The 25170-nt window shown below is 64.0% G+C and carries 27 protein-coding genes and 1 tRNA gene; 1 reads left to right on the top strand and 27 read right to left on the bottom strand.

Annotated elements, in window-relative coordinates:
- Window positions 1-88: 88 nt before the first annotated feature.
- From IE206_RS40115 to IE206_RS43000, 23 genes are all read right to left on the bottom strand, one after another.
- Window positions 89-802: a recombination directionality factor gene (locus tag IE206_RS40115; protein ID WP_189971347.1), complete on the bottom strand. Its 714-nt coding sequence runs from the start codon at window positions 800-802 to the stop codon at window positions 89-91.
- Window positions 803-937: 135 nt separating this feature from the next.
- Complete coding sequence (locus IE206_RS40110; RefSeq protein ID WP_189971346.1) at window positions 938-1777, bottom strand: hypothetical protein; 840 nt, start codon at window positions 1775-1777, stop codon at window positions 938-940.
- Between the two features lie 266 nt (window positions 1778-2043).
- Window positions 2044-3780, bottom strand: a complete 1737-nt coding sequence (locus tag IE206_RS40105) for a hypothetical protein (RefSeq protein WP_189971344.1) — start codon at window positions 3778-3780, stop codon at window positions 2044-2046.
- 173 nt (window positions 3781-3953) lie between these two features.
- On the bottom strand, window positions 3954-4517 hold the full coding sequence (locus IE206_RS40100; protein ID WP_189971342.1) for a deoxynucleotide monophosphate kinase family protein: 564 nt from the start codon (window positions 4515-4517) through the stop codon (window positions 3954-3956).
- A gap of 62 nt (window positions 4518-4579) precedes the next feature.
- Window positions 4580-4798, bottom strand: coding sequence for a hypothetical protein (locus IE206_RS40095; RefSeq protein WP_189971340.1), 219 nt, complete (start codon window positions 4796-4798; stop codon window positions 4580-4582).
- A gap of 107 nt (window positions 4799-4905) precedes the next feature.
- A complete protein-coding gene (locus tag IE206_RS43005; protein ID WP_226599009.1) occupies window positions 4906-5667 on the bottom strand; it encodes a peptidoglycan-binding protein in 762 nt (253 codons plus the stop codon).
- Between the two features lie 81 nt (window positions 5668-5748).
- Window positions 5749-7461, bottom strand: a complete 1713-nt coding sequence (locus IE206_RS40085; RefSeq protein WP_189971338.1) for a collagen-like protein — start codon at window positions 7459-7461, stop codon at window positions 5749-5751.
- A gap of 110 nt (window positions 7462-7571) precedes the next feature.
- On the bottom strand, window positions 7572-7814 hold the full coding sequence (locus IE206_RS40080; protein ID WP_189971336.1) for a hypothetical protein: 243 nt from the start codon (window positions 7812-7814) through the stop codon (window positions 7572-7574).
- 11 nt (window positions 7815-7825) lie between these two features.
- Window positions 7826-8599, bottom strand: a complete 774-nt coding sequence (locus IE206_RS40075) for a hypothetical protein (protein ID WP_226599008.1) — start codon at window positions 8597-8599, stop codon at window positions 7826-7828.
- Window positions 8600-8618: 19 nt separating this feature from the next.
- On the bottom strand, window positions 8619-9689 hold the full coding sequence (locus IE206_RS40070) for a hypothetical protein (RefSeq protein WP_189971332.1): 1071 nt from the start codon (window positions 9687-9689) through the stop codon (window positions 8619-8621).
- Window positions 9689-10492, bottom strand: a complete 804-nt coding sequence (locus IE206_RS40065; RefSeq protein ID WP_189971330.1) for a phage tail family protein — start codon at window positions 10490-10492, stop codon at window positions 9689-9691. Before IE206_RS40065 ends, IE206_RS40070 begins: the two co-directional genes overlap by 1 nt.
- 52 nt (window positions 10493-10544) lie before the next feature.
- Window positions 10545-12959: a phage tail tape measure protein gene (locus IE206_RS40060; RefSeq protein WP_226599007.1), complete on the bottom strand. Its 2415-nt coding sequence runs from the start codon at window positions 12957-12959 to the stop codon at window positions 10545-10547.
- Between the two features lie 276 nt (window positions 12960-13235).
- The gene (locus IE206_RS40055) at window positions 13236-13514 is read right to left on the bottom strand and encodes a hypothetical protein (RefSeq protein ID WP_189971328.1); all 279 of its coding nucleotides are present in this window, start codon (window positions 13512-13514) and stop codon (window positions 13236-13238) included.
- Between the two features lie 2 nt (window positions 13515-13516).
- Window positions 13517-13945 carry an HK97-gp10 family putative phage morphogenesis protein gene (locus IE206_RS40050; protein ID WP_189971326.1) on the bottom strand — a complete coding sequence of 143 codons (429 nt, stop codon included), beginning with the start codon at window positions 13943-13945 and terminating at the stop codon, window positions 13517-13519.
- Window positions 13946-13987: 42 nt separating this feature from the next.
- Window positions 13988-14986, bottom strand: coding sequence for a phage tail tube protein (locus tag IE206_RS40045; RefSeq protein ID WP_189971324.1), 999 nt, complete (start codon window positions 14984-14986; stop codon window positions 13988-13990).
- 9 nt (window positions 14987-14995) lie between these two features.
- The gene (locus IE206_RS40040; protein ID WP_189971322.1) at window positions 14996-15427 is read right to left on the bottom strand and encodes a hypothetical protein; all 432 of its coding nucleotides are present in this window, start codon (window positions 15425-15427) and stop codon (window positions 14996-14998) included.
- Window positions 15428-15437: 10 nt separating this feature from the next.
- Complete coding sequence (locus tag IE206_RS40035) at window positions 15438-15803, bottom strand: head-tail connector protein (RefSeq protein ID WP_189971320.1); 366 nt, start codon at window positions 15801-15803, stop codon at window positions 15438-15440.
- A gap of 74 nt (window positions 15804-15877) precedes the next feature.
- Window positions 15878-17053 carry a phage major capsid protein gene (locus IE206_RS40030; protein WP_189971318.1) on the bottom strand — a complete coding sequence of 392 codons (1176 nt, stop codon included), beginning with the start codon at window positions 17051-17053 and terminating at the stop codon, window positions 15878-15880.
- A complete protein-coding gene (locus tag IE206_RS40025; protein ID WP_189971316.1) occupies window positions 17053-17670 on the bottom strand; it encodes an HK97 family phage prohead protease in 618 nt (205 codons plus the stop codon). The genes IE206_RS40030 and IE206_RS40025 overlap by 1 nt, the downstream gene beginning before the upstream one ends.
- Window positions 17633-18991 (bottom strand): phage portal protein, encoded by a 1359-nt coding sequence (locus IE206_RS40020; protein ID WP_189971314.1) that lies wholly within the window; start codon window positions 18989-18991, stop codon window positions 17633-17635. The genes IE206_RS40025 and IE206_RS40020 overlap by 38 nt, the downstream gene beginning before the upstream one ends.
- A 64-nt stretch (window positions 18992-19055) precedes the next feature.
- Window positions 19056-20618 (bottom strand): terminase large subunit domain-containing protein, encoded by a 1563-nt coding sequence (locus IE206_RS40015; RefSeq protein ID WP_226599006.1) that lies wholly within the window; start codon window positions 20616-20618, stop codon window positions 19056-19058.
- Between the two features lie 43 nt (window positions 20619-20661).
- On the bottom strand, window positions 20662-21006 hold the full coding sequence (locus tag IE206_RS40010) for a phage terminase small subunit P27 family (RefSeq protein ID WP_373301063.1): 345 nt from the start codon (window positions 21004-21006) through the stop codon (window positions 20662-20664).
- 287 nt (window positions 21007-21293) lie between these two features.
- Window positions 21294-21449: an HNH endonuclease gene (locus IE206_RS43000; protein ID WP_226599019.1), complete on the bottom strand. Its 156-nt coding sequence runs from the start codon at window positions 21447-21449 to the stop codon at window positions 21294-21296.
- Between the two features lie 305 nt (window positions 21450-21754).
- Between IE206_RS43000 and IE206_RS40000 the strand changes: the two genes are divergently transcribed.
- A complete protein-coding gene (locus IE206_RS40000; RefSeq protein ID WP_189971306.1) occupies window positions 21755-22150 on the top strand; it encodes a hypothetical protein in 396 nt (131 codons plus the stop codon).
- Window positions 22151-22173: 23 nt separating this feature from the next.
- On the opposite strand, the gene IE206_RS39995 is transcribed toward IE206_RS40000, so the two are convergent.
- The 4 genes from IE206_RS39995 to IE206_RS39980 form a co-directional block, all read right to left on the bottom strand.
- Window positions 22174-22247, bottom strand: a tRNA-Leu gene (locus tag IE206_RS39995).
- A 426-nt stretch (window positions 22248-22673) separates the two neighbouring features.
- Window positions 22674-23018: a hypothetical protein gene (locus IE206_RS39990; RefSeq protein WP_189971304.1), complete on the bottom strand. Its 345-nt coding sequence runs from the start codon at window positions 23016-23018 to the stop codon at window positions 22674-22676.
- A 91-nt stretch (window positions 23019-23109) separates the two neighbouring features.
- A complete protein-coding gene (locus tag IE206_RS39985) occupies window positions 23110-23379 on the bottom strand; it encodes a hypothetical protein (protein WP_189971302.1) in 270 nt (89 codons plus the stop codon).
- An 83-nt stretch (window positions 23380-23462) separates the two neighbouring features.
- Complete coding sequence (locus IE206_RS39980) at window positions 23463-25109, bottom strand: recombinase family protein (RefSeq protein WP_189971300.1); 1647 nt, start codon at window positions 25107-25109, stop codon at window positions 23463-23465.
- Window positions 25110-25170 lie beyond the last annotated feature (61 nt).

Genomic DNA, 25170 nt, shown 5'->3' with positions numbered 1-25170 from the left:
AGGGGAGAGCGAACGGTTTCGTCCGTCGCCCCCTTGAGAGCCTTAGCCCAGTCGTACGCGGGGCCCTGGTCGAGCTTCGCCACCGGCTTTACCGCTCATCCGCAATGGCATCGTTGAAGCTCTTGAGCACGTTGATTACGGGCTTGTAGTAGCTGACGTTCAGCCCCTTGTTCTTGCCCTTCTTGATGGTGAACTCCACCAGCTCAAGCGTGAGTTCAGCGAGCGCCGGGCCGTCCACGGCGGAAAGGTCGTTCTCATATTCGTGAAGAACGCTCGCCATGACCCAGCTAGAAGACTGGAACTTGAAGCGCCCAAGCTCCGGGTCATCGGCCAGCCGGAACGTGACCGTGATGGACGGGGCCGGGCCCATGAAGTCCTTAGCGGCCTGCTTGCGCTCAGCGAAGAGTTCCGGGCAGTGGCACGGCTGGCCCTTGCGCTCATCCGGCGACAGGAAGACGCTGCCGTCGCAGTGGTGAACCAGCTTGTTGCGGTTCCAGAGCTTCATGTCAGCGTGAATCGACTTCGGGCCGTCCAGCACAATGAGCACGGTCTCACGGTCGGTGAACACGTCTATGAAGTTCTCGCCGGTGCTCTCCGTCTCGATGGGCTCGCCCCCGAAGAGCTGGGAGACGGCCTTTGCAACCACGGGGTCACCCGTGGAAATGCGCCACTCCGAGAGCGCTTCGGGCTGGCCGTCCACCTGTCGGCCGGAGTGGAAGCGGCCCACGGTGTCATCACTGAACGACGGCTTGGGCTTGGGCTTGGCGTTGGGGTCGGTCTCAAAGATGGTCAGTAGCGACATGCGCGCTTGCTCCTCAGTGCTGCGGGATGAAAGAGGGGCGAGCGGGAGGGACCGCCAGTCACCGACTCACGTGAGTCGGTGGGGTCAACCTCTCGCCCGCCCCTGTACTTGGCCTAGAGCGCGGGGGTTTCCCGGCTACTTGGCGCGGCGCTGAGTGCCTGTGACAAGGCTGCCAACGCTCTTGGCGATAGCGCGACCGATGACCGTCTTAGAAACGTCCCGGTCCCACGTGAACACCTTCCGCAGCGCAAGGAAGAAGGAGAACACCTCTTCGTCAATGCGCACCGGCTTGAACTCCCAGAGTTCCGGCGTGATGTGCAGAACGGCCGCGCCGTCGAATTCCGGCATGGGCTCACTCGTACCGTCCGGCGAAATGATCCGGTCGGCATTCGCGTAGGCGCTCATCTGTAGCGCCACGTCGGGGTAAGTCGCCTTGCTGGTCTTCCAGTCGGCCATAAGCAGGTGCGGCGTACCGGACCGGTCCGGGGTCGGCTTGCCGTCGTTGTCCAGCCACACCGTGAGCACGGCATCAAACGAACCGGCGTAGCCGTGCGCGTCGCTCCATGCCACGTCTTCGGCCCGCTCAAGGCGGGGGTTCACGGCCTCAAGGAAGGCAGCGAAGTTGTCCCGGTACGCGGCTAGGTCCGGGTGGACGCTGCCGACGAACTGACCCCGGATCATGCGCTCAAACAGGTCGTGAGCGTCCGAGCCCACGTCGGCGCGCATCTTCGTGTAGCGACGGCTCGCACCCTTGAGGTAATCGACCGCCCCTTGCCGGTCGCGCTCAGCCATCTGGGCCACGAACGGCAGGCTGTCTACGGCGAGTTCGGCCGTCATCTTCGCAGCCCAGAACATCAAGAATGGCTTGGGAAGCATCCCGACCACGCTGGTTACGCCGGGCACCTTGATTTCCGGCCGCTCCGGGTGGACGTAGAACCGACTGCCCCCGCGCTGGATTGTGCGTACGCGTCCCACGCGTACCCCCTTCGTCTAAGTGGTCTGTCACCTAGTGGGGAGCGCGAGGGTTGCCCTTGCCCCTGAGAGCCGCTGTACGGCTGCCTGCGGGCACGAGAGAGCCCCGCCGGGCACGGGGGCCAGACGGGGCTAGCAGGCGCTCAGGCAGGCGCTCAGCGCCTTGAGGGGGACGCACCACCGACTCACGTGAGTCGGTGCCTAACGAGAGAAGCCCCCGGCCCCTCTGGCGTGAGGAGTCTGGGGCTTCCCTGTCGTGGCGGTCGGCGTCAGACCTTGGTTTCCGCCTTGAGCGCCTTGCGGAGATCCGAGATAAGGGACGTCAGTTCGTCCAATGCCTCTTCCTGCTCTTCGGCGTTCTCGATTGCGCGGATTTCCTTGACCTGCTTCTTGAAAGAGTTGGTCACGCGGAGGACGTAGGCGGCGCGGAGTTCCTTCGGGGTCTTCTCCTTCTCGTCCCCGCCGCTCAGCGTGGCCGCTGCCTCTTCCTCGGAGAGTTCGCCAGCCTTGACGGCCTCTTCCAGCTTGGCCTTTTCAAGGGCCTTCCTGTCGCGGTTTTCCTTGGCCGTCTCCGCGCGGGTCTTCTTGGGGAGCGGCTTGTTGTTGTCGTCGTAGTACTTGTGGATGGCTTCCGAAGGCTTGAGGTCCGGGTGCGCCTCAGTCATCTTCTTGAACTTGGCGCGCTCAACAGCAAGCGAGGCCGCTTCGTTCTCGTCCTTCGGCTCTTCGGTGTCCAGCCACCTCACGTAGAGAACCGCCACGTCAATCATCGCGTTTCGCTGCTGCTTCTTGAGCTGGCCGATTGAGTCGCGGATCACGTCCGCGTTCTCGTCTTCACCCTCCGGGGGCAGAGCGTTGAGCACGCCGTCCCAAAGGAGCGAGGCGGCATCCTTGGAAGCCTGCCGACGACCCCCAAGGTCCGGGTCTTCCTGCTCATCAAGGATGTTGGTCCGCATGGCGAAAATCTTCTGAGCGATCTTGTACGCTCCGTTGAATTCGTTGGCGGCAACCTCCTTAACCAGTTCGATTCCTTGCGCGATGAGTTCCGGGATACCCACAACCTTCATCGGGTCTTTGGTCTCACGGGTGGCGACTTCGGCGCCCTTAGCGGGCTTGGCGGCCTTCTTGGCGGCAGCCTTCTTGGCGGCAGGCTTGTCCGCCTTCTCCGCGTCCGCCTTCGCCTTCTTGGCGTCCGCGTCAGCCTTCGTCAGCTCAGCGCGGAGCTTGGCCTTGAGGGCTGCCGCGCCGGTACCCGTGATCTTCGGAATCTCCTTGCTGATTTCCTCGCTCAATTCCTTGGCGGAATCGTCCTTACCCTCAGCGATGAGAGACGGCAGGCGCTCAATGCTGGCCCGGATCTGCGCGGCTACTTCTTCCTGCACTGCCTTAGTCATCGTCGCCTTAGCGGCCATGGCGTCCTTCTCCGTCTTCTCGTTGGTGGTGTCGGCGTCAACCGGCTTGACTACCTTAGCGGGAACCGTGCGCCCAAGTCCCGGGATTGCAACATTAGTTGTCGTAACCTCAACGTCGCCCGTAGGAACGACCTTGCTGCACGCCGCGCAAAGCTCAAGATTGGGGTTCTGCTCCATGGCGAGTCCCCAGCGACGAATGGGGGTCTTCATCTTCGTGGGGCAGTAGGCGACGTTCCGACCCTTCTCGTCCACGTCCTTAATCGCGTGAACCGTGCCGTTGCTGCCGGTGGCGCTGCCAACCGGCACGTCCCCGCGAACCTCAGACAGCTTGAGCTTTGCAGCCACGTGGGCCCCCTCTTCCAGTTCCGCGCTTTCGCGCTCCATGATCTTCCAGCAAGTGCGGCAAGGGTTGTAGTCCAACACGTCGGTCGAATCGACGTAGCGGCTACCGGCGGAAATCATCATCTTGCCGCAGAGGCTTTCGTCGTTGCCGCGTGACAGGTGCACCGACTTGCCCTTGCCGATGACGCAGAAGCCGCGAGAGTTGGGCTTCTCGTCCAGCCAGCGCTGAATGTCGGTGACTTCCTGACTCACGACCCCGCCCCCTCCGGCCCCGCTCTCTGCGGGGCCTTGCAGAACGAGAACCTACACACGCGCGCGTGCGCGCGCAAGGCAGTGACTCACGTGAGTCACTGGTCCGAAAACACGAAAAGCCCCCCACCTGCGCCGATGCAGGTAGGGGGCTCAAAAAGTCGGGTGACACCAGCTCAGACCAGCGCGTCAGCAAGGGCGTTGAGGTCTGAGAGCGTGCCGACGTTGGCAACGGTCACGTCGGTCGGGTAGCCGTCTAGCGCCGTCTCGCTCTCGTGTGCCGGTGCTGCTTGGCCAGCGTGAGGCCGCAGGACCCTAACCAGCCGGAACCCACGCGCCTTGAGGGCTTCCGCCTCATTCGGATACCGGCAGTCCGTGACGACCACGGGGAGGTTCCACGTGTCGGCCACGGTCACCTTGTCCAGCGCGAGACTGAGCCAGTGTCCGGGCTCCTGATCCCGTACCGCCTGCCCGGCCCGCTGTAGCGTGCGCCGGACTTCCGGGAAGCGATCTTTGGCCTTCTCCCATCCGTAGCGCTGCACAACGGCGCTCAGGCGTGTCGGCAGTGGGCCGTACCCGGACGGCTCATAGGCAACGATGGGGTCGAGGCTGAGGGACATTTCTTTCAGCGGGTCGGCAAAGGCAATGCGGGTATAGGCGTACCGGCTTATCAGTCGGGCGGCAATGGTGTCTTTGCCGGATCGGGCGCGACCGATAAGGGCGATGTTCGGGTGTCCCATTCGGGCTTACCTCCCGTGGCTAGGGGTCGTCCCTAATCACGGGAGCGCCGGGGTTGCCTGCCTTACGGCTTGCGGTGCCGGGCGACGATTCCGGCAGTCTCAAGCGCGTCTAGGGTCTTGCCGTTCTCCACTCGCTGAACGGCCTCACCGGTACCGAGCACGGCCGCAGCAACGGCCAGGATGAGCGCGGACGGCAGCGACGGCAGGTAGTGAGCGACCAGGGCGAGCACGGCGACCAGCACGGCATAGAAGCGGGTGGCGTGGTCCTTGACGAAGGTCATTAGGGTCTCTCCTTTTTCGTTACTTTGCGTGAAAATTTGGCCCGTCGCCGGCATCGGCGTATCCGGGCAGAATCGGACATAGGGGCTTCCGCGGAATGCACCCAGAGTTACGAGACGCGGGGAACCTTGAGGGCATCCCACTGACGCGGGCCGGGCCAGCCGTCGCAGTACGCCGGGGCGTCGCCCAACTTGCGCTGCCACTTGCGGAAGCTCTCACGGTCGGCGTCCGTCCACTGAGGGCCGGGACCGCTCTTGTATGCCGAACATCCCTCAGCCACAAGGCGCTTGCCCATGGCCGTCACGATCGCGCTGTTGGGCTCGCGCTTGAACCAGTCAGCCCCGGGGAACGGCTGATAGCCGCCGCCACCCTCACCGGCAAGAGCCTTCGCGCGGTTCACGATCTCCGGGAGCTGGGCAACAACCTTGCTGCCGGGGCACGACGTGTGGCCGCCCCACGCGCTACCGCCCATGCCGTGGTACCCCAGCCCCCGCCCCGTGGTGCTGGTCGTGAGCTGGAGCGGCACGCCGTAGGTCTTGTGCGCCCACGCCAGCACCTCAGCGCACCGGTTGAGCTGGGCGTCAGTCAGCGAGTCGCCCCCGCGCCCCTCGTTCTCGATGCTCAGCCACGTGCGGTTTCCGCCCGCCTGAGCCCAAGCACGGTCGGACGTGTCAACCCACTGGTAGAGCTGACCGCTACGGCCGGTGCCGAAGTGACTGGACGCCTGAGCCTCGCTGTTGCGGAACCAGGAATCCGTACCGGCAAGGCTGCCGTCCATGATGTGGATAACAACGCCGTAAACGGCATCCTGCCCGCCGTCTGTGTAGTTGCGCGGAATGGGTCGCCACGTCGCGCCACTGAATCGTGCCATGTCTGTGATTCCTCCCATGGAAAAGCCCCGTCGGAATTCCCGGACGGGGCGCGTAGAGCACCGACTCACGTGAGTCGGTGGTTAGCCGAGACCGACCCAGAAGCGGTTAGCCCCGTTGTCGATGCTGGTCGTTGCGATAGTCGCCGGGGCGGTCGTTGCGGCCGTGCCGGTGAACACACCGAAGCGCTTCACGGGGGTGAGCCCGAAGACGTTCGGGGGTGCGCCAAAGGCGTTGTCCAGCGCGAGCACCATCGGGCCGTCACTGGACGCATAGCGGAATACGAACCACACGTAGTAGATGCCGGGCGTAAGGCTGACGCTGGACGTGAGGGCAGCGCCGACCGTTGCGCCACCGGCGTTGTGTACGCCCGGCACGACGGCTTCCCCTGCCATGTCGGCCGTTGCCGCCTTCTTGGCCCCGGCAGTCGTGTAGATGCCTGCCCACGACCCCGCTGCCATCGTTCCGGCGTAACCGCCGAAGTGGAACGCGATCTTGCTTACGGTCATGGTCTGCCGGACGACGACGGCCGTCATGCGTAGTGATCCGTTGCCCGTGAACGTCGGAGTTGACGGGGTGGTCACCGGGTCGAAAGCCCACGCCTTGAGCCCTAGGTCAGCCGGTATGAAGACGCTAGGTACGGCAGCGTCCGGCAGGTTTACCACGGGCACATCACTTGCGGAGTCCAGCGGAGCAACCCCGTTGACGGCACCGCGAGTTGAGGCAGCGAGCGCGGACACGTCGGCAGGCGCAAGGGTCACGGCCGGGCCGCTCTTGCCGTTGACCGTGGTCACCACGCCGGACGGGATGGAGAGCTGAGACGACGGCACGAGCCCCGACGCGTCCAGCGTGGCAACGCCGTTGGCAACTCCCTTGTCGGCTACGGGTATTGCCGCCACGTCGGACGGCCGCAGCGTCACAAGGCCCGTGGCGTCCGGCTGCACGCCGTTCACGGCGGTTACCGTGCCTGCGCCCGTGCCGTCCTTGCCGGGCGCTCCCTGGGGCCCCTGGGGGCCTTGAGGGCCCGTTGGGCCAGCCGGGCCGGTGTTGCCCTGGTCGCCCTTGTCGCCCTTCGGGCCCGGTACGGTGCTGGCCGCTCCGGTGTCGCCCTTCGGGCCCTGAGCGCCGGTCGTTCCGGTGTCGCCCTTCGGACCCTTGAGGTTCGCTACGGGGTTGCCCCAGCCGGATGCCCCACGCTGCCAGACCTCACCCGTGTCGGACCTGAGTAGGAAGTCCCCAACCTTCGTGTCGGTACTGGGAGTTGATGCGTTGCTGACGTACCACGCGGCACCCCGGATGGCATCGCCCAGCTTGGCCCACGCACCGCCCGCACGGGTCCACATCGTGACTGTGGTGGACGTGACGCCTAGCAGGGTGCGCGTGTCGTACTGCGTGAAGAAATCCCCGTCACGGCCCAGCGCGGACGTGGGGGAAGCGGTGCCGGTGAATATCTGCGAGCCCGCCACCGGCACATAGTTGGGCGTGGTCGGGTCGGCCGGTGCCACGTCGGCAAGGTCTACATCCGGCGTAGCCTTCGGCAGTAGCACGCTGAACGTGCGCCCCCCGATGACCCCGCTTAGGTTTTCCTTGACGACGTACGACCAGCCCGAAGGCTGCATGTTCGGCGCGTCGGTGGCTGGCAGGCGAACGGAGAAGTGGCCGTTCTCGTCCAGCGTGGCGACGACGGGACCGGCAACGAATAGGTCTGAGTCCGGGAACGTCAGAAGTGACGGAGCGTTGAACGTCACCGTTCCGGCGAGCGGTCGGCCGTCCGGCCCCATGTAGGTGCCGTGCACTACGACCGTAGGAATGTTGGCGGGAAGCGTTGCCAATCGAACCCCCTAGGCATGAAAGAGACCACCGACTCACGTGAGTCGGTGGTCTGGTAGATGTGAGAGAGCGGGGGTTACCGGCTCAGTAGTTCAGCGATCTGAGCCCGTAGCTCTGCGTTCTCGCGCCGCAGCGCGCGAACCTCCGCATGGAGAGCGGCTAGCTCTTCCGACTGGCGTTCCACCTTGCCCCGGTAGGCTTCCGCCTCTTCCCTCCAAGACGCCACCATGCCGGTTCGGAACTTGTGCAGCGAGACGGCCACGAACACCAGAAGGGGGACGATGATTTCAGCGAGCCCATACAGTCGGGCGAAGTCCATTAGTCACCCCCTTAGACACCGAAATAGGCTTCCTTGATATCGGGGTCACGGCCCCATGCGCTTCCAGTTCCGCGCGTCCACGCCCAGCCCTTCGCGTTCGCTTCGGGGATGCGGCTTTGTGGCAGACCGACGCAATATTGCATTGCGGAAATGCTGTACGAGCCCTCATCCCAGTTTGGGACGGTCAGGAAGTCCGGGGCCCACTTGCTGTTATCCCGGTAGGTAGGGACCCACCACCATTTACCGTCGTCGCCCTGCTTGTATCCCCAGTTGAGAATCCCGTCTCCGACGTCTGTTCCTTCTGGGGCGGCAATGGCGTAGAAGGTCTGGCCCTTTGGGTTCTCCGGTCCCTTCTTATACCGGTGCTGGAGTTCGATGGTGTAGACGGTGGTGTCGTCCTTGTAGTCCCACCCATAGGGGATGCCGTGAACCCAGCGCATGACCACCACGCCGATAGCGCGGTCGGTGGTGCCGGTCAGATTGAGCACGCCGGATGCGCTCACGATTGTGCGGTTGGCGTTGCCGTCGTGGCGGAACGCCGCTAGCCGCACCTCGGCTTCACGCCTGCCGGTATAGAGAAAGTCCGTAATGAACTTGCACTCCACCCGGTCGAACGTGAGGCCCGTAGCGTTTGCGATGCTGACGGATGACCAGATGTTCCCCGCTACTGGCGGGCGCCCCTGAGCGGCCCACTCGACCGCCGGATACCGGTCGAACTTGTTGACGGGCCCCGGGGCGCGCTCAATGGCCGACATGCGGCGCCTGAGTTCGGCTAGCTCGTTCACCAGAGACGGGGGGACGGCATTAGCTTGGGTTGGCATTGCTCCATAGCTCCTTACTCGCTAGAGCGAGCTTGATGCTCTCGTTTCCGTTTGCGTCAACGGTGGTCGCGCATTCAGTCACAACGAATTCGTCGTACAGCGCGACGTATCCGGCATCCACGCTGATTGCGGTTACGTCGCCGGGAACGAAGTCAAGGGGGCTGAACTGACCCGGGTAAAGGGTGAGTTCTGGAATGGCGACCGGCACCGCCCCCGCATTGATGGTGGCTTGTGCCTTGTCTATGAGCGTCCGTGTTTCCTTCACGTCGGAGTACGCGCCAACCATGACGCGCTCAGGCATGCGGGCGGCAAGAGAGGGGTTCTCAAAGACGCCGACCACCTTTTCCCCGTTGCCGTTGTCGGCCCCGGTCGCATAGGCCACGGTGCATAGCGCCGTACTGTCGTAGGAGACGCCAGTCACGTTGCAGTTCAGCCGGTGCGTGAGGACGTGCGAGGAAGTGGCAGCCCCCCGCTTCGCGATAGCGAGGCTGTGACCGATGCGCTTGCCTTTGGTCACCCAAAATGCCCGGTACCGGAAGGTGAACCCGCCGATGTTGTCGGCCAGTTCCTCAATGGCCTGAGCAATGTTCTTGAGTTCGTAGCGCGTCCACACGCACGTTCTCAGGTTGCCGGTGGGCTTGATATCGAACGTGGACGTCTGAATGCCGTTCTTCGTGTTGGCGTACGTGATCCAGTCCGTAAGGATGCTGGCTTGCTCTGTTGAGCGGGCCGTATAGCCCTTGTCCAGATACCGGCCCTGGTAGTGCGAGTGGAAGCCGGACGCACTGAGAGACAGGGTGCCCGCGTCGATGTCGGCCGCGAGAGCCCAGAGAATGCCAGCCCACACGGGCTCACCGTCCCGCAGGATGGCAAGCCCGCTCACACCAGGACTCAGGCTCTCCGGGTCGGCTTCCGGCGCGAAGAGCGGGATTCCCACCGTGGCCGTTCCGGCAGCGTTCAGCGCGTGCGTGAACTGGATTGCCGTTACCGGAAGGGTGGCGACTACGTTGCCGGTCCGTACGTCCGTCTGGACAACCGTGTAATGCGCGGTCACTAGACCCACCTGTCCCGCCACGTGAACTCAGCCGTGGTCGGCGCGTTCACGGCAAGCGTCGTTATCGAAAGCCGGTGGTCTCCGAATGCGAATTCGGGCCACGTTGAGCCCGCCGTGATCCGGTCGTTGAAGTTGCTCCCGCTCGCCGTCGCGGTGAGTGCCTGAGCCTGAGAGTCGATGGTGAGCCCCCCGGCAAGGTTGGTCATGCCGAACCAAAGGCCGGTCACTTCATCCTTGATCACGCAATCCTTGGCGTTGACCAGCTTGACGACGGGGAGGGCAGGCACCGAACCGGCAAGGGAGAACCGCAACTTGGGGTCCGACCCCTGCCACGGTGCCGACAGGCTGTAGGTCGTCAGCGCGTCCCGGTAGATGTACGGGTCCGTTGCGAAGAGTTCGACCGCCACGTTGCAGACCCGATGCGCGAAGTTCAGGTCAAGGGGCGCGCTGCGCTTGCGGGTGCGGACATTCACGAAGGCCGTCCGGTCGCCCGCTACGCCAGGGAACCGGAACCGTAGGGGTCTTTCCCTCTCGGCGTACCCGAACGTGGCGTACACGGCGTTCAGGGCTTCCGTGAACTCTTCCCGCGTGGACCCGTAGACCTCAAGCGTGAGGGTCACGGCACGGCCGCCCATGTAGTCATCCCCGGGATAGAGCCCGTGGCGCTGTACAAGGGCTAGGTCCGCCGTCCGCATGTCCGGCAGTGAGAGCAAGCCGTCAACGGCCACAAGGGATATGGCGGAGTCGGGGGCCCCGATGACTAGCCCGCCGTACTCGCAAGTCCAGTCGTCCAACTCCGCCATGCCTGCCCCCTGTTGAATGCAGACCACCGACTCACGTGAGTCGGTGGTCTCTCTACCGGGGCGCGACCCGAAGAGCCCAAGCCACTTCGCGCCCGATTGCGTGCGGGTCCGCGTTGCTGGTCACGTTGACCGTCACGCCGGACGTTGCCGGGGCGGCATGGTTCGGGACCACATGAGAACCGCCCGGCAGGTTGACCCACTCCGGCCCGCGCTCACCAACACGGGTGAGGCCAGACGCCGGACCACCCATGGCCCGGATCTTCGGAATGGGGTTGTGAGGAAGATCGACGCCGACGGGCCCGATTCCAATACGGTCCGGGATGGCCCAGTTGAGAAGGTCGATCAGACCGTTGATGGAATTCTTGACAGCGCGCCACACGGCGGAACCGATGTCCTGCCCGAAGCTGGACAGTCGCGAAAGCCCTTCACCCAGCTTCTCTATAAGGGTTCGTCCGACGCTCGCGGCAGCGCTGCCCATGCTGCCGACATAGCCGAGGATTCGGCCGGGCAGATCACGGAAGAATCCGATAACGGCGTCTAGCCCCTCGCGCGCTTTGGTCGCGACCCAGACGAAAGCCTCAGCGGTCTTCTGCTTGATCGTGTCCCAATGCTTGATCAGCAACCCGGGGCCCGTGAAGTTCAGGAAGAGCTGAACGAGGAAATCAAAGACGCCCTTGATCTTGTCCCAAATCCACTGGAAGGCTTCGCCCGTGAACTGCTTGATCTTGTCCCAGTTCTGCCAGATGAGCAGGGCGAGCCCGACCACGGCCGCGATGATGAGCGGAATGGGGCCCATGGCCAGTAGCCACGCGGCGGCCATGCGAGCACCCTGCAACATGGCCTGAGTGCCCATGAGCAACCACTGAGCCACCATGATTGCGCCGTTGACGACGGCAGCGGCAGCACCGGCTACCCACTGGCCGACCACGATTGCGCCGGACACGAGCGCCTGAGCGCCCGCCTTGATCCAGCCGCCCACGACCGACCACGAAGCGGCTACTTGCGTCAGCGCCGACGTGGTGGCCGTCGTGCCCGTGGTGATCCACGCGCCTACCGCCTTCGCCCCGGCTATGACCGACTGGACGCCCCACTGAATGAGTGCGGGCAGCAAGACCACGGTCACGACTGTCGCAATGGCCAGGAACACGCCCTTGTGGTCCTCAATGAACTGGAAGGCGGAAACCGTGCCGTCCGCGAATGCCTTGACGGCCGGGACCACCGTGTCAATGAGAACGTCTTTAGCAGCACTGCCGATAGGCGCGAAGGCTGAGCCCAGCGCTTCGAGCTTCGGCAGCACCTTGCCGCCGATGAGATCAACCGCGCCGGTCTGTAGCGTGCGCCAGAATGCCGTTAGCTTCTGGCTCGCGTTGTCGTGCATGGTCTCGCCAGCGCGAGCCGCCGCACCGTTGACCTTGTCCAGACCGTTGGACGCTGCCGCCGTCGCCGGGTCCATGGCATATAGCGCCTTGCCCATCACGTTCGCGGGGTCACCGAAGAGGGCAGCCGCCGCATTCAGCTTGACGGTTTCGTCCTTCGTCCCGCGCAGCGCCTTGAGGGTCATCCCCAACGCGCCCTCAGCGGACTTGCCGCCCTTGCTCATCCGGGCAGCTATGTCGTCCGCATTCAGCCCGATGGACTTGAACGCGTCCTCAACGGCCGTGCCGCCTGCAACGGCCTTTTCTCCGAACTGTCCAAGCGCGTCGGCCACCTGGTCGGAGTCGCGGGCACCGGCTTGGAGTGCCTGAGAGATCAGGCCCATAGCCGTCTTGCCGTCTAGTCCTACGCGCTGGAACTGGACGCTGTATTCGTTGAAGGTGTCTAGTAGATCCTCGGCTTTATTGCTGCCGTTCTGGGCACCGACAACGAGAATGTCGAACGCTTCTTTGGCGTTCTTTGCCATGCCGGTTTTCAGCATGGTGCCAACGGCATTGGCGGTCGGCCCCACGTCGTCGCCCAGCACGGCGGCAACGTCCATTGCCTGCTTTGAGACGTTCGCCAATTCGTCGGCGGTAGCCCCAGCGGGAACTAGCCCTTGCTGCCAAAGGCTCTTGAGAGCTTCATTCGCGTCGGCTATGGACTCGCCGTATCCGGCTGAGTAGACCGCTCCGGCCGCCTGCCCCAAAGCCTTCGCCTGCTCCGGCGACGCGCCAAGCTGGGCAGAAAGGAGGTCCGTACCGGCTTCCCGGTCCATGGCCTCACTGATACCGGCGAAGAGCGCACCACCCACGGCCGCGCCGACCAGGGCGGCAGCACCGCCCATCTTGCCTACGAAGCCCTTGAGGCCCCCAGCGGCTTCGTCGGCCCCGTTGGCGACCTCTTCCCCCAGCCGCCCAGCCTCTTCGGTGGCCGCCCGTAGGGCGTCTTCCACCTCGTCCGCGAAGCGGGTCACGTCCCCCGTGCCCTCATTGAGCGACCGGCTCAGGTCGTCCAGATCACCCAGCAAGGTAATCGTGATCGGCTTAGCCACCGGAACCCCCCGTGATTACGCTGCGTATATCCCGCGGACCGGCCGGCGGGGGGTTTTGATATACGCAGAGTGAGAATTACGTCATGACGGGCGTCCGGCGCTCCCCCTGCGCCGAACCCCCAGAGCGCCCGCGAGACGCGCGCCGCTCCTGCTTCTGCTGTGCATCTAGGTCCGCGATCATCTGATCAGTCAGCGTGTTGAAATCCCTCAGCGAGAGCGCGCGTACGTCCGACCACGTGAGCCCCCGGAAGTGGCCGACCAGACGCGCGCACGTGATCACTCGCTGAGCGCGGTAGGGTCCTTCGGCTTCTGCTTGAAGGAGATGCGGAGCTTGCCCGCGTCCTCAGCCGTGAAGGAAGGGTCATCGCGCCGCTTGATGACGACGGCCATTGCGCGAAGGAGCTTCGCCTTTCGCGCGCCCGGCTTAGCGAGCTGGTCTAGCGGGCCGTCGATGATGTCCTCAATGATGTCGATTTCATCAATGGAAAGACTGTCGATGTCAAGCGACAGCACGTCACCCAGGTTGCCAGCGTCGGCGTTCTTCTTGGCACCCATAATCAGCTCTCCAATTTGTCGCGGAGTACGGCGGTAATCTCACGCTCGTACGTCTCAGAAACCTTGTCGCTATTCCGGGCCATGGCCCGGTACAGGAAGCGGTTAGGGCGAATGCCCCTCTTCGGGTATCCGAAGTGAATTACCCCGGCATAGGGGGCACGGGAACTGGTGCCCGCCTTGATGGCAGCGGAGTTAGCCGACGCGACGACCTTGACCGAACGCGCCAGCTTTCCGGGCCTGTACTTCTTGTTGTCCTTCGACGTACGGGTGTGTTGCGGAACCCCCCGCTGAGCGTCCGGCTTGACCACTTCCGCAGCGTCCTTGTTCGCCTGCCGGACGGCTTTGGAAAGGTCCTTGTCCTTGAGCTGGCGAAGAGTCCTCTTCAACTGGTTCAAGCCTTCGACCTGAACCGAGAACCGCGAACCGGCCACGCGTCCCCCTTTCGTCACCGACTCACGTGAGTCGGTGCTCTGCTACTTGGGCGGAACGAAACCGGGGGTCGGGTCCACGTAGGTCAGCTTGATTGCCGACCGGCCGTCTCCGGGGTCGAGAACGCGGAACGGAAGCTCAGCAACCGTCACGTCGTCTACAGCCGCTTCGGGACTGTCGCCCGTGAACTGGATTGCCGGGCACTCGATCTTCATTGACGTGCCGGGGATGATGCCCACGAAGTCGATGACCAGAGAAGCCACCTTGCCGCCAATGAACGCTTCGTACAGCTTCACGGCCTCACTGGTGAACTCGCCCCCTAGAGTCCCCTCGTACGTCGGCATGGCCGCGCGTACAGGAGTCTTCTTAAGCGCGCTCCCGCGAAGGAATCGCCGGTCAACCTTCATGCCACGGTCGCCCGTTAGCTCTAGCTTGTTCGCGTCCACAGTGACGGCCTTGCCGTCGATGGTCAGCGCGATACCGGTACGGGTCCAGTCGTAGACGTACGACTCACCCGGGTACACGATCGGCAGCGCATCGGCGGGCTTGTCCGAATGGGTCACGTCCTGGAAGTCGAACGTGGCCGTGAGCGTAACGGCGTTCTCTACCTCAGCGGTGAGTTCCCACTCAGTGACCACACACCCGACGTGCTTGTACGCGACCGACTTGCCGTCAGTGGTCGGCCGGATCATCTGGGCCGTGAACGAGGGGGACACACTGTCCGCGCCGCTCTCAAAGACGTGCGTGGTAAGCCCCGTGGTCGCGTTCGGAACCCCGCCGTTGTAGGTATCGAACGACGCGGAGAGAACGGCAGCCGCCCCAGCGTCGAGTAGGTCAATCTCTAGCTCACCCTCACCGCCCATGTTGACCACGTTCCGGCGGTCGGCGCGGGCCGTCTGCATACCGGCCCGAAAGCCGACGCTCTCGATAAACTCGCGAGTCGTCTTCCAACTGTCGGACTTGCCCTCATAGCCCAGCGTGGACGTGGCAGCGGTGCCGTAAGTCGTTTCCTTGCCAATGCCAATGGCAGCGTCTAGCGCCATGTGTTCCCCCTAGGTGATCCGGCCGCGAATCCTCACGCGGACAGTCAGCGCGGCGTACGCGCCGTCAGTTGATTCGGCCGTCTCCGTCTCGGAGGATTCCGGCCGCACGTCGAGAAGCCCCGGCACGCTCGCCGGTACGACGGAGCGGCAGGCTTCTGCAATAGCGTCACGAAGGCCGTAGACGGCCCTCTCAGCGCCTATCGGGTCGCCCGGCGTGATGACCAGCCCGTGAACGTCCACGTAGCTTGTGACGGCCGTTGGCTTGCGCGGACCCTGCCGCATGGCGACGGCCGCTAGCTCTTCGTCCCCCGTGGCCCCTAGCCACACCTGTTGGCGCCTGTCGCTCTTGCCGGTCTCCGCGAAGGTGCATTGCACCCCTACCGGGACGGCAGCCTTGAGGCAGTCGAACAGGGCAACTTTTGCGTCGAATACCAGCGCCATGACTGCCCCCTTACATGAAGATGAACGGCAGCCGGATTCGGTACCGGTTCAAGTGCGCGTTGACTTCGGGCAGGCTGGTCGGCCGCCACGTTCCCCCGGCTTGCGCGAGCTGGACAGAGCCGAATTCGGATTGAAGCTGTAGCGCCCGGTCCGGAATTCGGGACACAAGGTCAAGGCAGTACTGACGGGCGAGTGTCCGCACACACCACCGGATCGTTTCCGGGGGAGCGTCCACCCCTTCCCACTTCCGGCCGGTGTAGTTCTCGACCGTCTCAACCGCGTACGCGATTGCATCCGTCAGCGTCTCGTTCGGGAAGAGCGCCACGTCTTCCATGCCGTCCAGCGCGCGAACGTCTTCAACGGTCGCGTAGGACATGTGCACCCCCTCAGCGAGAGGGGGACCACCGACTCACGTGAGTCAGTGATCCCCCCTCAACATCCCGCCGTGCCTTACGGCTTGGGGGTCACGGTCAGAACCTTCGCGCTGAGCTGGTCAGTCAGGAGACCGTCAGCACGCTGAATGAATCGGTAAACGATCTGGTCAGACTGGAACTTCGCATCCACGGAACGCTCAACACGGAGCGGACCGGCAAGGCGGACCTTGTACTTGCTCAGGTCGGCAAAGAGAACCTTGTCGTCCGGCACGGCAACGTCAGTGGCAACCGGCCGACCGTTGAAGGTGTCCGGGGCACCGGCCGTTAGCGCCGACTGCCATAGGTACTGGCCGTTCGCGTCGGTCAGCTTCCGCAGCGTGGCAGCCGTCTTGTCCGAGACGACGAATACGGCGTTGGATCGGTAGGCGGGGTTTAGCTCATAGAACAGGTCAATGAGCGCGTTGGAAACGGTGTTGTCCTTCGCGCCCGCCGCCCATGTGGCAGTAGCAGGAGTGGCCGCGCCAAGGATTCCCTTCGGCTGCCCGGAACCGGTACCGGTCAGGAAGTGCGTACCCATACCGTGGCCCAGTGCCGGACCGGCGTCACCGACCAGGAAGCCCACAAGGTCTAGCGCCTGGTCCTGCACGAACTCAGTAGAAACGGCCGTCGCGTAGGCGTACTTGAATGCCCCCATGGAGCGAATGACCGTAGTCGGCGCACTCTCGGGAATGTTGGCATTCTCGGCAACGATGCCTGCCGACGCGCGACCGGTCACAACGGTAAAGTCGATGGACTCACCGCCGGACGTAGTGAGGATGGAAGCGCCATTGCGCATGACCGTGGAACGCTGGGCAGCCTCAGCGAGAAGCTGGCCGAAGAGGGTGCGCGGGATGACGTTCTTGCCCGTGGTCGTGTCCACGGCGCGCTTCTCCGGGGCGAAGGTGGCCGCCTCGTAGAGCCCCAGCGAACGAAGCTGCGTAGCCGCCTCAGCTAGCTTGTCCTGAGTCTCGCGCTTGCTGCCGGTGCCCTTGAGACCGGCCATAAGCGAACTCACCGACTCGGAAGCCTTGATGGCCTCAACGCCCCGCTTCACGCGGCCGTCATAGTCGGCAATGGCGTCGAGTAGCTGAGTCTCCTTCTCGCGCGCCGAAGCGTCCATGTCCTTACCGGCGTGCTCTTCGGTCAGTGCCCGAAGTTCGTTCGCGGCCTTCTCGCGCGCCTCAAAGTTCGCGCTCAGAGTCTTTGCGTCCATTACTGGACACCCCCCTTGTGTAGCAGCGCGCGGACTAGATCACGCGCGGGATGGAATGGCACCGACTCACGTGAGTCGGTGGTGTCGTCAGCAATGCCGAGAGCCAGCGCGATAGAGCGGCTGAGCCCGGCGTCCGTGGTGGGGTAGGCGGGATTCAGAACCGGCCCAAGCTCCACCACGTTCATGCTGGTGATTTCCCGGATCGGTAGTCCGGTCTCTTCGTCAAGTTCGTCGTGTACGCGCTGGCCCCCGTCGTTCACGCTGAACGTGAACGAGGAACCGCGTACGTCTCCGCGCTTGAGTAGTTCGGCAAGGTCACGGCCGGTCGTGGTGTTCGGTAGGTCGATCTCATACCAGCCGCCTTCGGCGTCTTCGCCGGATCGCAGCGTTCCCGAACTCGCCCGTCCGAGAACGTGGTTCATGTCGTGGTTGAACGTGGCGAGCACGTCATTAGCCCTGAGCGCGTCGGCCCCCGCCCCGGGGATAATCCGTTCCCGGAAACCCCCCAGGTTGTGACTCAGCTCGTTGAAGCGATATGCGTACCCGCGCATGGTCACCGCGTCGCCTTCGGCGCGAACCTCAGCCGGTAGGGCTAGGTTCCTCCGCTCCGTCTTCATCGGACGGTTCCCCCTCTTCGTCGTCCCCGTCTGCCGGGGGTTCGTCTACGGGCGGGGGCTCAATGGCGGCAGGCTTGGCGGCCTCTTCGTCGGCCGTCACATCGGAGAGGTTCAGCGGCACTCGGTGCCCCTCTCCCGCGCCGTCCGGCAGGGGCTCTAGGTCTTCCCAGCCGCGCACTTCGTCAATGCTGTAAATGCCTTGCTGCAAGCCGATTGAGTACATGTTCATGCGCTCAGCCGGGGCACCACGCTGGATGCCGTCAAGGCTGAACTTCACGAACTTCTGCCGGTCGGCCGTCTCCGCGAAGAGCAAGCGGGTAAAGCCCGCTTCGATGCGCTCAAGCCACGGGCGAAGGCTGAACATCGCGAACGCCTGGTTTTGCTCAGCGAGCCCCGAACCCCAGCTAGTTGAGTTCGTGGCGTCCGCTATCAGGTGAGGCGGAACGCCGAAGATCCGGGATATTTCCGGGACCTGAAATTGCCGGGTCTGCAAGAACTGTGCTTCGTCCGGCGAGAGCGCGACTTTAGAGAACTTCGCGCCTTCGGTAAGCAGCGCCACACGGTGGGCATTCTCCGCACCGGAGTTGGCCAGCCGCCACGCTTCGCGGGCTCGCGCTAGCCCCTCTTCGGACATCGCACCCGGCACCTCAATGAGAGCCCCGGGCATCGCGCCGTTGGCGAAGAACTTTGCGCCGTAGGTCTGTGCCGCCATGGCGAGCCCGATGGACTCACGCGCGAACGCGATAGGCGAAACGCCGGTGAACTCGCCCGGCAGCATCATCCCGGGAATGTGCAGAATCTCGCGGGTGGTGTACCAGCCCAACGCGACTTCGTTGCCGTCGTCGTCGTAGTCGGCCACGTAGAAGACCTTGCGGCGCTTGCCGTCCACCACGACCGTATGCGTGTCGATGCGGTTCGGGTCCAGCACCTCAAGCCCGACGATGTTCGGCCCGTCCCACAGAACGGCTAGATACGCGTTGCCGTCCAGCAAGAGCGAAAGCACGACCTGAGACAAAAGGTCGATGCGGCCAAGCCCGCCCGGCTCAGCGTTCGGATAGTCAAGCCACGTAGGCGACTTGATCTCTTTGCGGACCCCGCCCCTACGGGAGTAGGTAGCCACCGGCAGCGTGCAAATGGTCTCGCTCAGAAGACGGACGCACGCGAAGACGGCAGAGACCGTAAGCGCGCTGTTCGCGTCCACCTTCTGACCGGATGCCGACACCACGCCGGGCAGCGGGAAGAGATCCGTTGCCGGGTCCCACTGCGCCCGCTTCTCGACTTCCTGAGACGGCCCCCGGAAGAGCGCACGCCAAAAGCCCATGTGAGCCACCCCCCGCGTGACTCACATAGGCACCGACTCACGTGAGTCAGTGGTCTGAGCCCTGCTATTCGTCGTCTAGGTACTGGTCGAATTCCGGGGCACCCACGTTGAACACGCGGCCGTCTCTGTCCTCCCACGTGGCGACAATCGCCGTCTCAATCAAGTGGGGGTTCTCTTCCCGGAACATCACTGCGCCGTGAACCGCGAGGATCATGGCAATGGCTAGGTCGATCTTTCGGCGCGAACTCGCGTGCTCTTTCGTCACCCGTGCGCCGTTCTTGTCCTCCCGCAGCACGGCGTTACCGATGTGCCGGGCAAGGGCCGGGTCCCCGTCGTGCGACAGGCGGCCGTCACGGCACGCGTCGTAGACGATCTGAGTTGCCGGAACCATTCTCTTGAGACTGTTCGTCGGGAACGCCTCAACGGGCCACCCCTCAGCCTCAAGGTTGTCTAGCGTTTCCTCCCAGCGGTACGGATCGGCTACCAGATTCCGCACGTGGTACATGTCCAGCGCGGACCGGAGAGCGTCACGCACGTCGGCCATGGGCACGCGCCAATGAGCGTCATCGGCCGGTGCCTCCCAGTGGCCCAGCACGAACACCCGAAGGTCATGCACGCGGGCAGCGACCAGGGCCGTACTGTCACCCTTCCAAGAGCCGTCAAAGCCCAACACCACGGCGTCACCGGGGCTCAGGGTGTCGTCTACCGCTAGGGAGTCCCAAAGGCCGTGAGGCAGCCACGTGGACGCACCACGGACGAACTGAGACAGACGGTAGATGCGGAAGCTAGCTTCCGTGCTCCGCTGGGCGGCAGCCTTGAAGTCCTCTTCGTTCAGGATCTCGAAAGAGGGGTTGCACGCTCGCCACACGTCGGGGTCTAGGTGGTCCACCTGTTCCCCGATGCGCGGACCCCACGACCGGTAGAAGAGCGTCGGGTCCGTGGCCTCACCGGAGTTAACCCGCTCGCCTTGCTCACAGAGCTTGGCAAAGGGGCCGTCCGGGTCGGGTCCGGCAGTCGAGACAACCCACGTGATCGGCTGGTTCCGTGCGGCGCTGCCCAGCGTGAGCGCGTCGAACAGGTCTGCCGACTTACTGAACGCGTACTCATCAAGGGAGACGGCCGAAGGGTTGAGCCCCTGTTGCCGTCCGGCGTCCGCCGACACCACGCGATAAGTAGAGTCCTTGAACTTGATCACGTCGCGCTGAACGTCGCAGACGGCAGAGAGCTTGGGGCTCGCGTTCACCATCTGCTTTGCAGCGTCGAAAACCATTCGCGCCTGATTGCGGTCATTGGCCGCAGCGATGATCTGACGCTGAGCGTCAGCGCGGTCGGCTATCAGGTGGTAAAGCATGATGGCCGCCGCAAGGGTGCTCTTGCCGTTCTTGCGGGCAATGCAGACGACGGCCATTCGGTGCTTGCGAACCCACCGGCCGAAGGTGTCTTGCCGGAGTTCGTACGCGTCAACGAGTAGCGAGCGCTGCCATTCGAGAAGCCGGAAAGGCTGACCGGCGAATGAGCCGGTAAGACGGCAGAACTGTTCAACCCAGTTAGCGACCCGATAGCCCTCACTGGGGAACGGCGCGTCAGCGGGAATGTGGCGAGCGATCACGGGATCAATGCCGGTCACGCTCACCCCTCCCCACAGGCACCGACTCACGTGAGTCGGTGGTCTAGAAGTCTTCGGGCCCGGCTGCCACGCGGCGAGCCTCAGCCGCCACGATGCCCAGCCGCATACGCGCTTCGGGCGTAAAACCGATCACGGTCTCTATCGCCCGTAGCTCCTTCTCCGTGGACTCCACATAGCGCATGGCCGGGTGAACGGCAGGCTGACCGGTTGAACCCACGGTCATGAGTCCGTCATTGGAGACGGCCGCAAGCAGTGCCGCGCGCCGGTCGTGCAGCTCGCAGTACCGCAAGATGATGTTGCGGTCTGTCTCCGGGGAGTACGCGCCGTTGCCCGCCGACCAGACGTTGCGCCAGACCTCACGGCCGACGCGCTTGAGTCCGGTGGGCACGCGCGGGGCTCGCCCCTCATACACGACGGGGGCGGCACTCTCGGCAGCCGCGTTGGCGTTGCCGGTGCGCACGTCGGGGCTCTTGCTTCGGGACACGTTGACACCACCTTCACGGGCCTTACCGACCCCTTAACGGGTGCCTTTCCTGTCGGTCCGAATGCGGGCTTGCCCAGTGCCCATGCGGGCCGAGCGCCCAAAAACGGCGTCACACCTAGCGTGCGTTTTCCGAGCTTGGGCCGGGATCGCTGAGAGGCACACGCCGGGAACTTCCGACGCGCCCCGCCCACCTAGAACGGACGCTTGCCGAAATCCACTGCCGTCTTGATGACGTGGCACCGCTTGCATAGCACCTGCACGTTGCTCGCCACATCCTCACCGCCAAGGGCAAGCGGCTTGATGTGATCAATGTCCACCTGACTAGGCAGGTAGGTCACGCCACACATGGCACACGTTCCAGCTACCGCCTTGCGTACGGCCTTGCGCAAGAGCGCTGCCGCATTGTGGCCACGGGCGATAGCCTCACGGCGCTTGCGGTGCGACTGGTATGACCGGCCACTCTCGTAAGCCTTGTGATGCGTGAGGCATCGGCCCTTGTGCGTGGCCCACTCTCGACAGTCAAGGCACCGGGTGCGCATGGGATACCCCCCTATCCGGGGATACCCCCCTAGGCAGGGAGACCCCCCTACCCCTCAACGGACCACCGACTCACGTGAGTCAGTGGTATTTGATGAAGCGATATGCTCGCGTCATGGAACTGAGAACATGCTCAACATGCTTCACAGATAAGCCGCTTGCGGAATTCCAGGCCGGGCGCAAGCAGTGCACCACGTGCCGCAATGCGACGCGCACGCGCCTTCGGGCCGCAAACCCCAAGCCCGCTACTCCGGGGAGCCACATTGATGAGCGCTTGCGGCGGACCGCCAAGACGCTCGGGATCACGCCAGAGCGGTTCGCCATAGAGCGCATGAAGCCGTGCGCCGCTTGCGCGAAGGAAGCAACCCAGGAAACCCCGAATACGGGAGTGGCCGACCCGACCACGGGCCAGTTCGCGGGAACGGTCTGCCTTTCGTGCGCCAAGGGCTTTGCGTTTCTCGGCAAAGACCCCGAGCGGCTGGCCAACCTGCTAGCCCTCTTTGAGCACTGACTCACGTGAGTCGGTGGTCTGTGTAGCCGCTCCCGGATTCGAACCGGGAACCTTCACGGTCTAAGCGTGACGCCTCGTGCCATTGGGCTAAGCGGCCTTGCGAGAGCGCGGGTACTCAGTCCGCCCTATCCGTGAAGGGGTGCGCGGTATCCCCCGCTCTCTACTATTACTAGAGCGCAAGGGTTCCCTAGAGCGTGCTCGTTGCCCGGCTTGAGGGCCCCCGATTGGGTGACGCCGGTCACAGTGCGGTGAATCGGTGATTGAAGGGTCCGTTTGGTTTTCCTTGTGACTTTCTCAAGGGATATTGATTTCAAGGTAGGAACCACCGCTTCACCGCACCACCCCCGCTGAATGCGTCCGGCCCCTCACGCTCGGTATCCGGAGCGCCACGCTCCGTATTACGCGTACATGACAAGTGTCAGGACAAGAGAAAGCCCCCGAACCCCGAAGGGCTCAGGGGCCATCTGTGGGCAACGGGCAGGCTTACGCGCCCAGTTCCGCCCGGAAGCCGTCTCAGGCGCTCTCAGGGGCGCTCAGGGCCCTTCTTGCCGTCGTCCGGCCACGCCACCGAATCAAGGTGCTCGTCCAGCTCCATCATGTCCGGCCGGTCAAGCACTTGCGCGGCTGCCTCGTTCTCCGCGAGTTCCTTTGCTGCCGCCCGCTCGATGTCAGCGACCGTCACCCCCAACGCGTTCGCCAGCCGTGGGGCGTCCACGTCTCCGATGTTGCCTGTTCGGATCAGCGCTGCCGTGAGCCGGATGGTTTGCCGGGCGTCGTGGTCACTGTCCACATCCCACCCCGCCGAACGGGCCTGGTCGAGTAACCAGCGGGTGAACTCCGTATCCCTGATCTTGTATTCGCGCTCCATGGGGCCAGCGTAGGGCGGCCGTTAGCGCCCGTGTGCGGACATGAGAAAGCCCCGGAAGGCGTGATGCCAACCGGGGCCGTCTCAAGCGTTCCTAGGCCGTCTCAGCGGCCTTCACGGTGGTGCGCAACTCCGCCCACTCCTGGGCCTTGTCGTGTGGGGCCGGGTAGCCGGTCGGCTTGTCCAACTCGACCAGGACCCGCCCCGGATGCTGCGGGTCGTTCACCGTGACCACCTTGCCGGGGATACCGCCCTGCCAGCCGAGAGCGTCACCCCCTGTCGGCCCGCCGGACACCCGGAATAGCTCCACAGCGTCCCCCGCCTCAAGGGCGTTACCGAAGTGGTCATGTGCGCTGCCTGCCATGCCCTGTGCTCCTGTCTGTGTGACTGTCTGAGACCCTGAGAGAAGTCCCGGCGTGTTAGCCGCACGCCGGGGCACCCCCCTTGTCATGCGGCCAACGCAACGGTGTTCGCGGCCTCTTCGGCAGATGAGTCGTCCGAAGGCGTCGCCCACTGGATCACGACCCGCGAAGGACCGTCGAACCTTGCTCCCTGGTGGGGTGCTTTCTTGATGGTCACGCGGTCAATGGCGAGTCGGAGCAAGTCACGCTTGACCGCCAGCTCTGCCGCATCCCATGCGGCCATGATGTGCTTGCGGTCGGTGCTCAGGAACGGCAGTACAACACCGTTCACGGGAAGGTACTTGCCTGCTTCCTTCTTGGCCGCCTCAACCGCTTCGGTGGCATCGCTGAGTTCCTGGAAGTAGAAGCGCTCTGCCGGACCCTTGTACTTCTTGCGCGACTTGATGAGCGTTTCTAGGTCCGCTTCTGCCGCCCGCAGTGCTTCACGGGCCTTTGTCTCCTCTTCGGTCTCTTCGGGCCTTTGGCGTGCTGCCCAGCGCTCAGAAACGGCAATGAGGATCGGGTCATCTGCGTCGGCGTTGCTCAGACGGGAAAGCCACTTCTGAAAGACGTACTCCTCAAGAAGCGGCCCGCGTGCCGAAGCGCGTCCCTTGCAGTTTCGGCCACCGAGCACCCCGCCACACGCGTACGACGTTCCTTGGAACGGTGCGGAGAGTCCACACCCCTCACAGCGGGACAACCCTGTCAGCATGTGCTTTGCGCGAGTGTCCTTCTTTTCCCCAGCGGGTGTATGGGGGATAGGGCATTCAGCGGCAAGCCCCTTAAGTACGCCCATGGCCGCGCGCTGCGTGTCTTCGGAGACCAGAGAGACCGGCTTACCGTCTTGGCCCCTGAGTGCGACCCGTTCGCCGTCTTCGTTGCGGTACAGGGTCGGCCGCGAACCGATCTGTACTGCCTGCCATCCGACATACGCCGGGTGCCTCAGCATCCGAGCAACGACCGGATACCGCCACCCAAGATCACCGGTAGGCCGGGGAATTCCTTCCGCGTCCAGCCAACGCGCAACTTCACGCGTCGATGCTCCGTCTTTTGCGACCTTGCGGAACATCTCCCGCAGCAACCCCGCCCGGGTCCATTCCTTGCGCGTTGCCACATTGCACACGAAAGGCTCTTCGTCCGGTGCAAGACGCCGGTCTTTCGACACCACGTAGCCCCACGGGGCCCGGCCAGAGATCCACAATCCGTCATCACGCTGGTCGGCCTTTGTGTCGCCAACTCGCTTGGACAGAATTTGCGAGTACTCGCGTGCCTCTTCCGCGCGGTTAATGATCCAACGCCGGTCGCGCGGCTCACTGGAGTCAAGGCCGTCAAGCTCGAATACGACGCGAGCCTTACCAATGACCTTTAGAAGGTCCTCCGCACCTTTGCGGCTGAATCGGTCGATGAGATAGCACCAAAGCGCCGGTACTTCCTTGGACGCCAGCGCTTCTAGCGCCTTGTCGAAGTCGGAGCGCCGAACGTCCTTGAACGCGCTCTGTAGGTCCTTCCAGACCTTCCGGACCGCGTACCCGCTCCGGTGCGCCCAGCGGTGCCCCTGCTCCGTCTGTGCGTCCGTGCTCTGGTCTCGCCGGTGGTCGCCCCGCTTGAGACGGGCGGACTTCCGCGTGTAGAGGTCAATCTGACTGGCTTCCGCCTCACCACAGATGGTGCAGGCGTACAGAACTTCCGGCATCGTGACTGCCTTCCCGACGTAGGTAACCCGTACCTACGGGGGAGCGCTGACGTTGCCTGAG

It is taken from the genome of Streptomyces violascens, from assembly GCF_014649955.1.
Classification (GTDB): domain Bacteria; phylum Actinomycetota; class Actinomycetes; order Streptomycetales; family Streptomycetaceae; genus Streptomyces; species Streptomyces violascens.
This window is presented reverse-complemented; position numbering and strand designations above follow the sequence as displayed.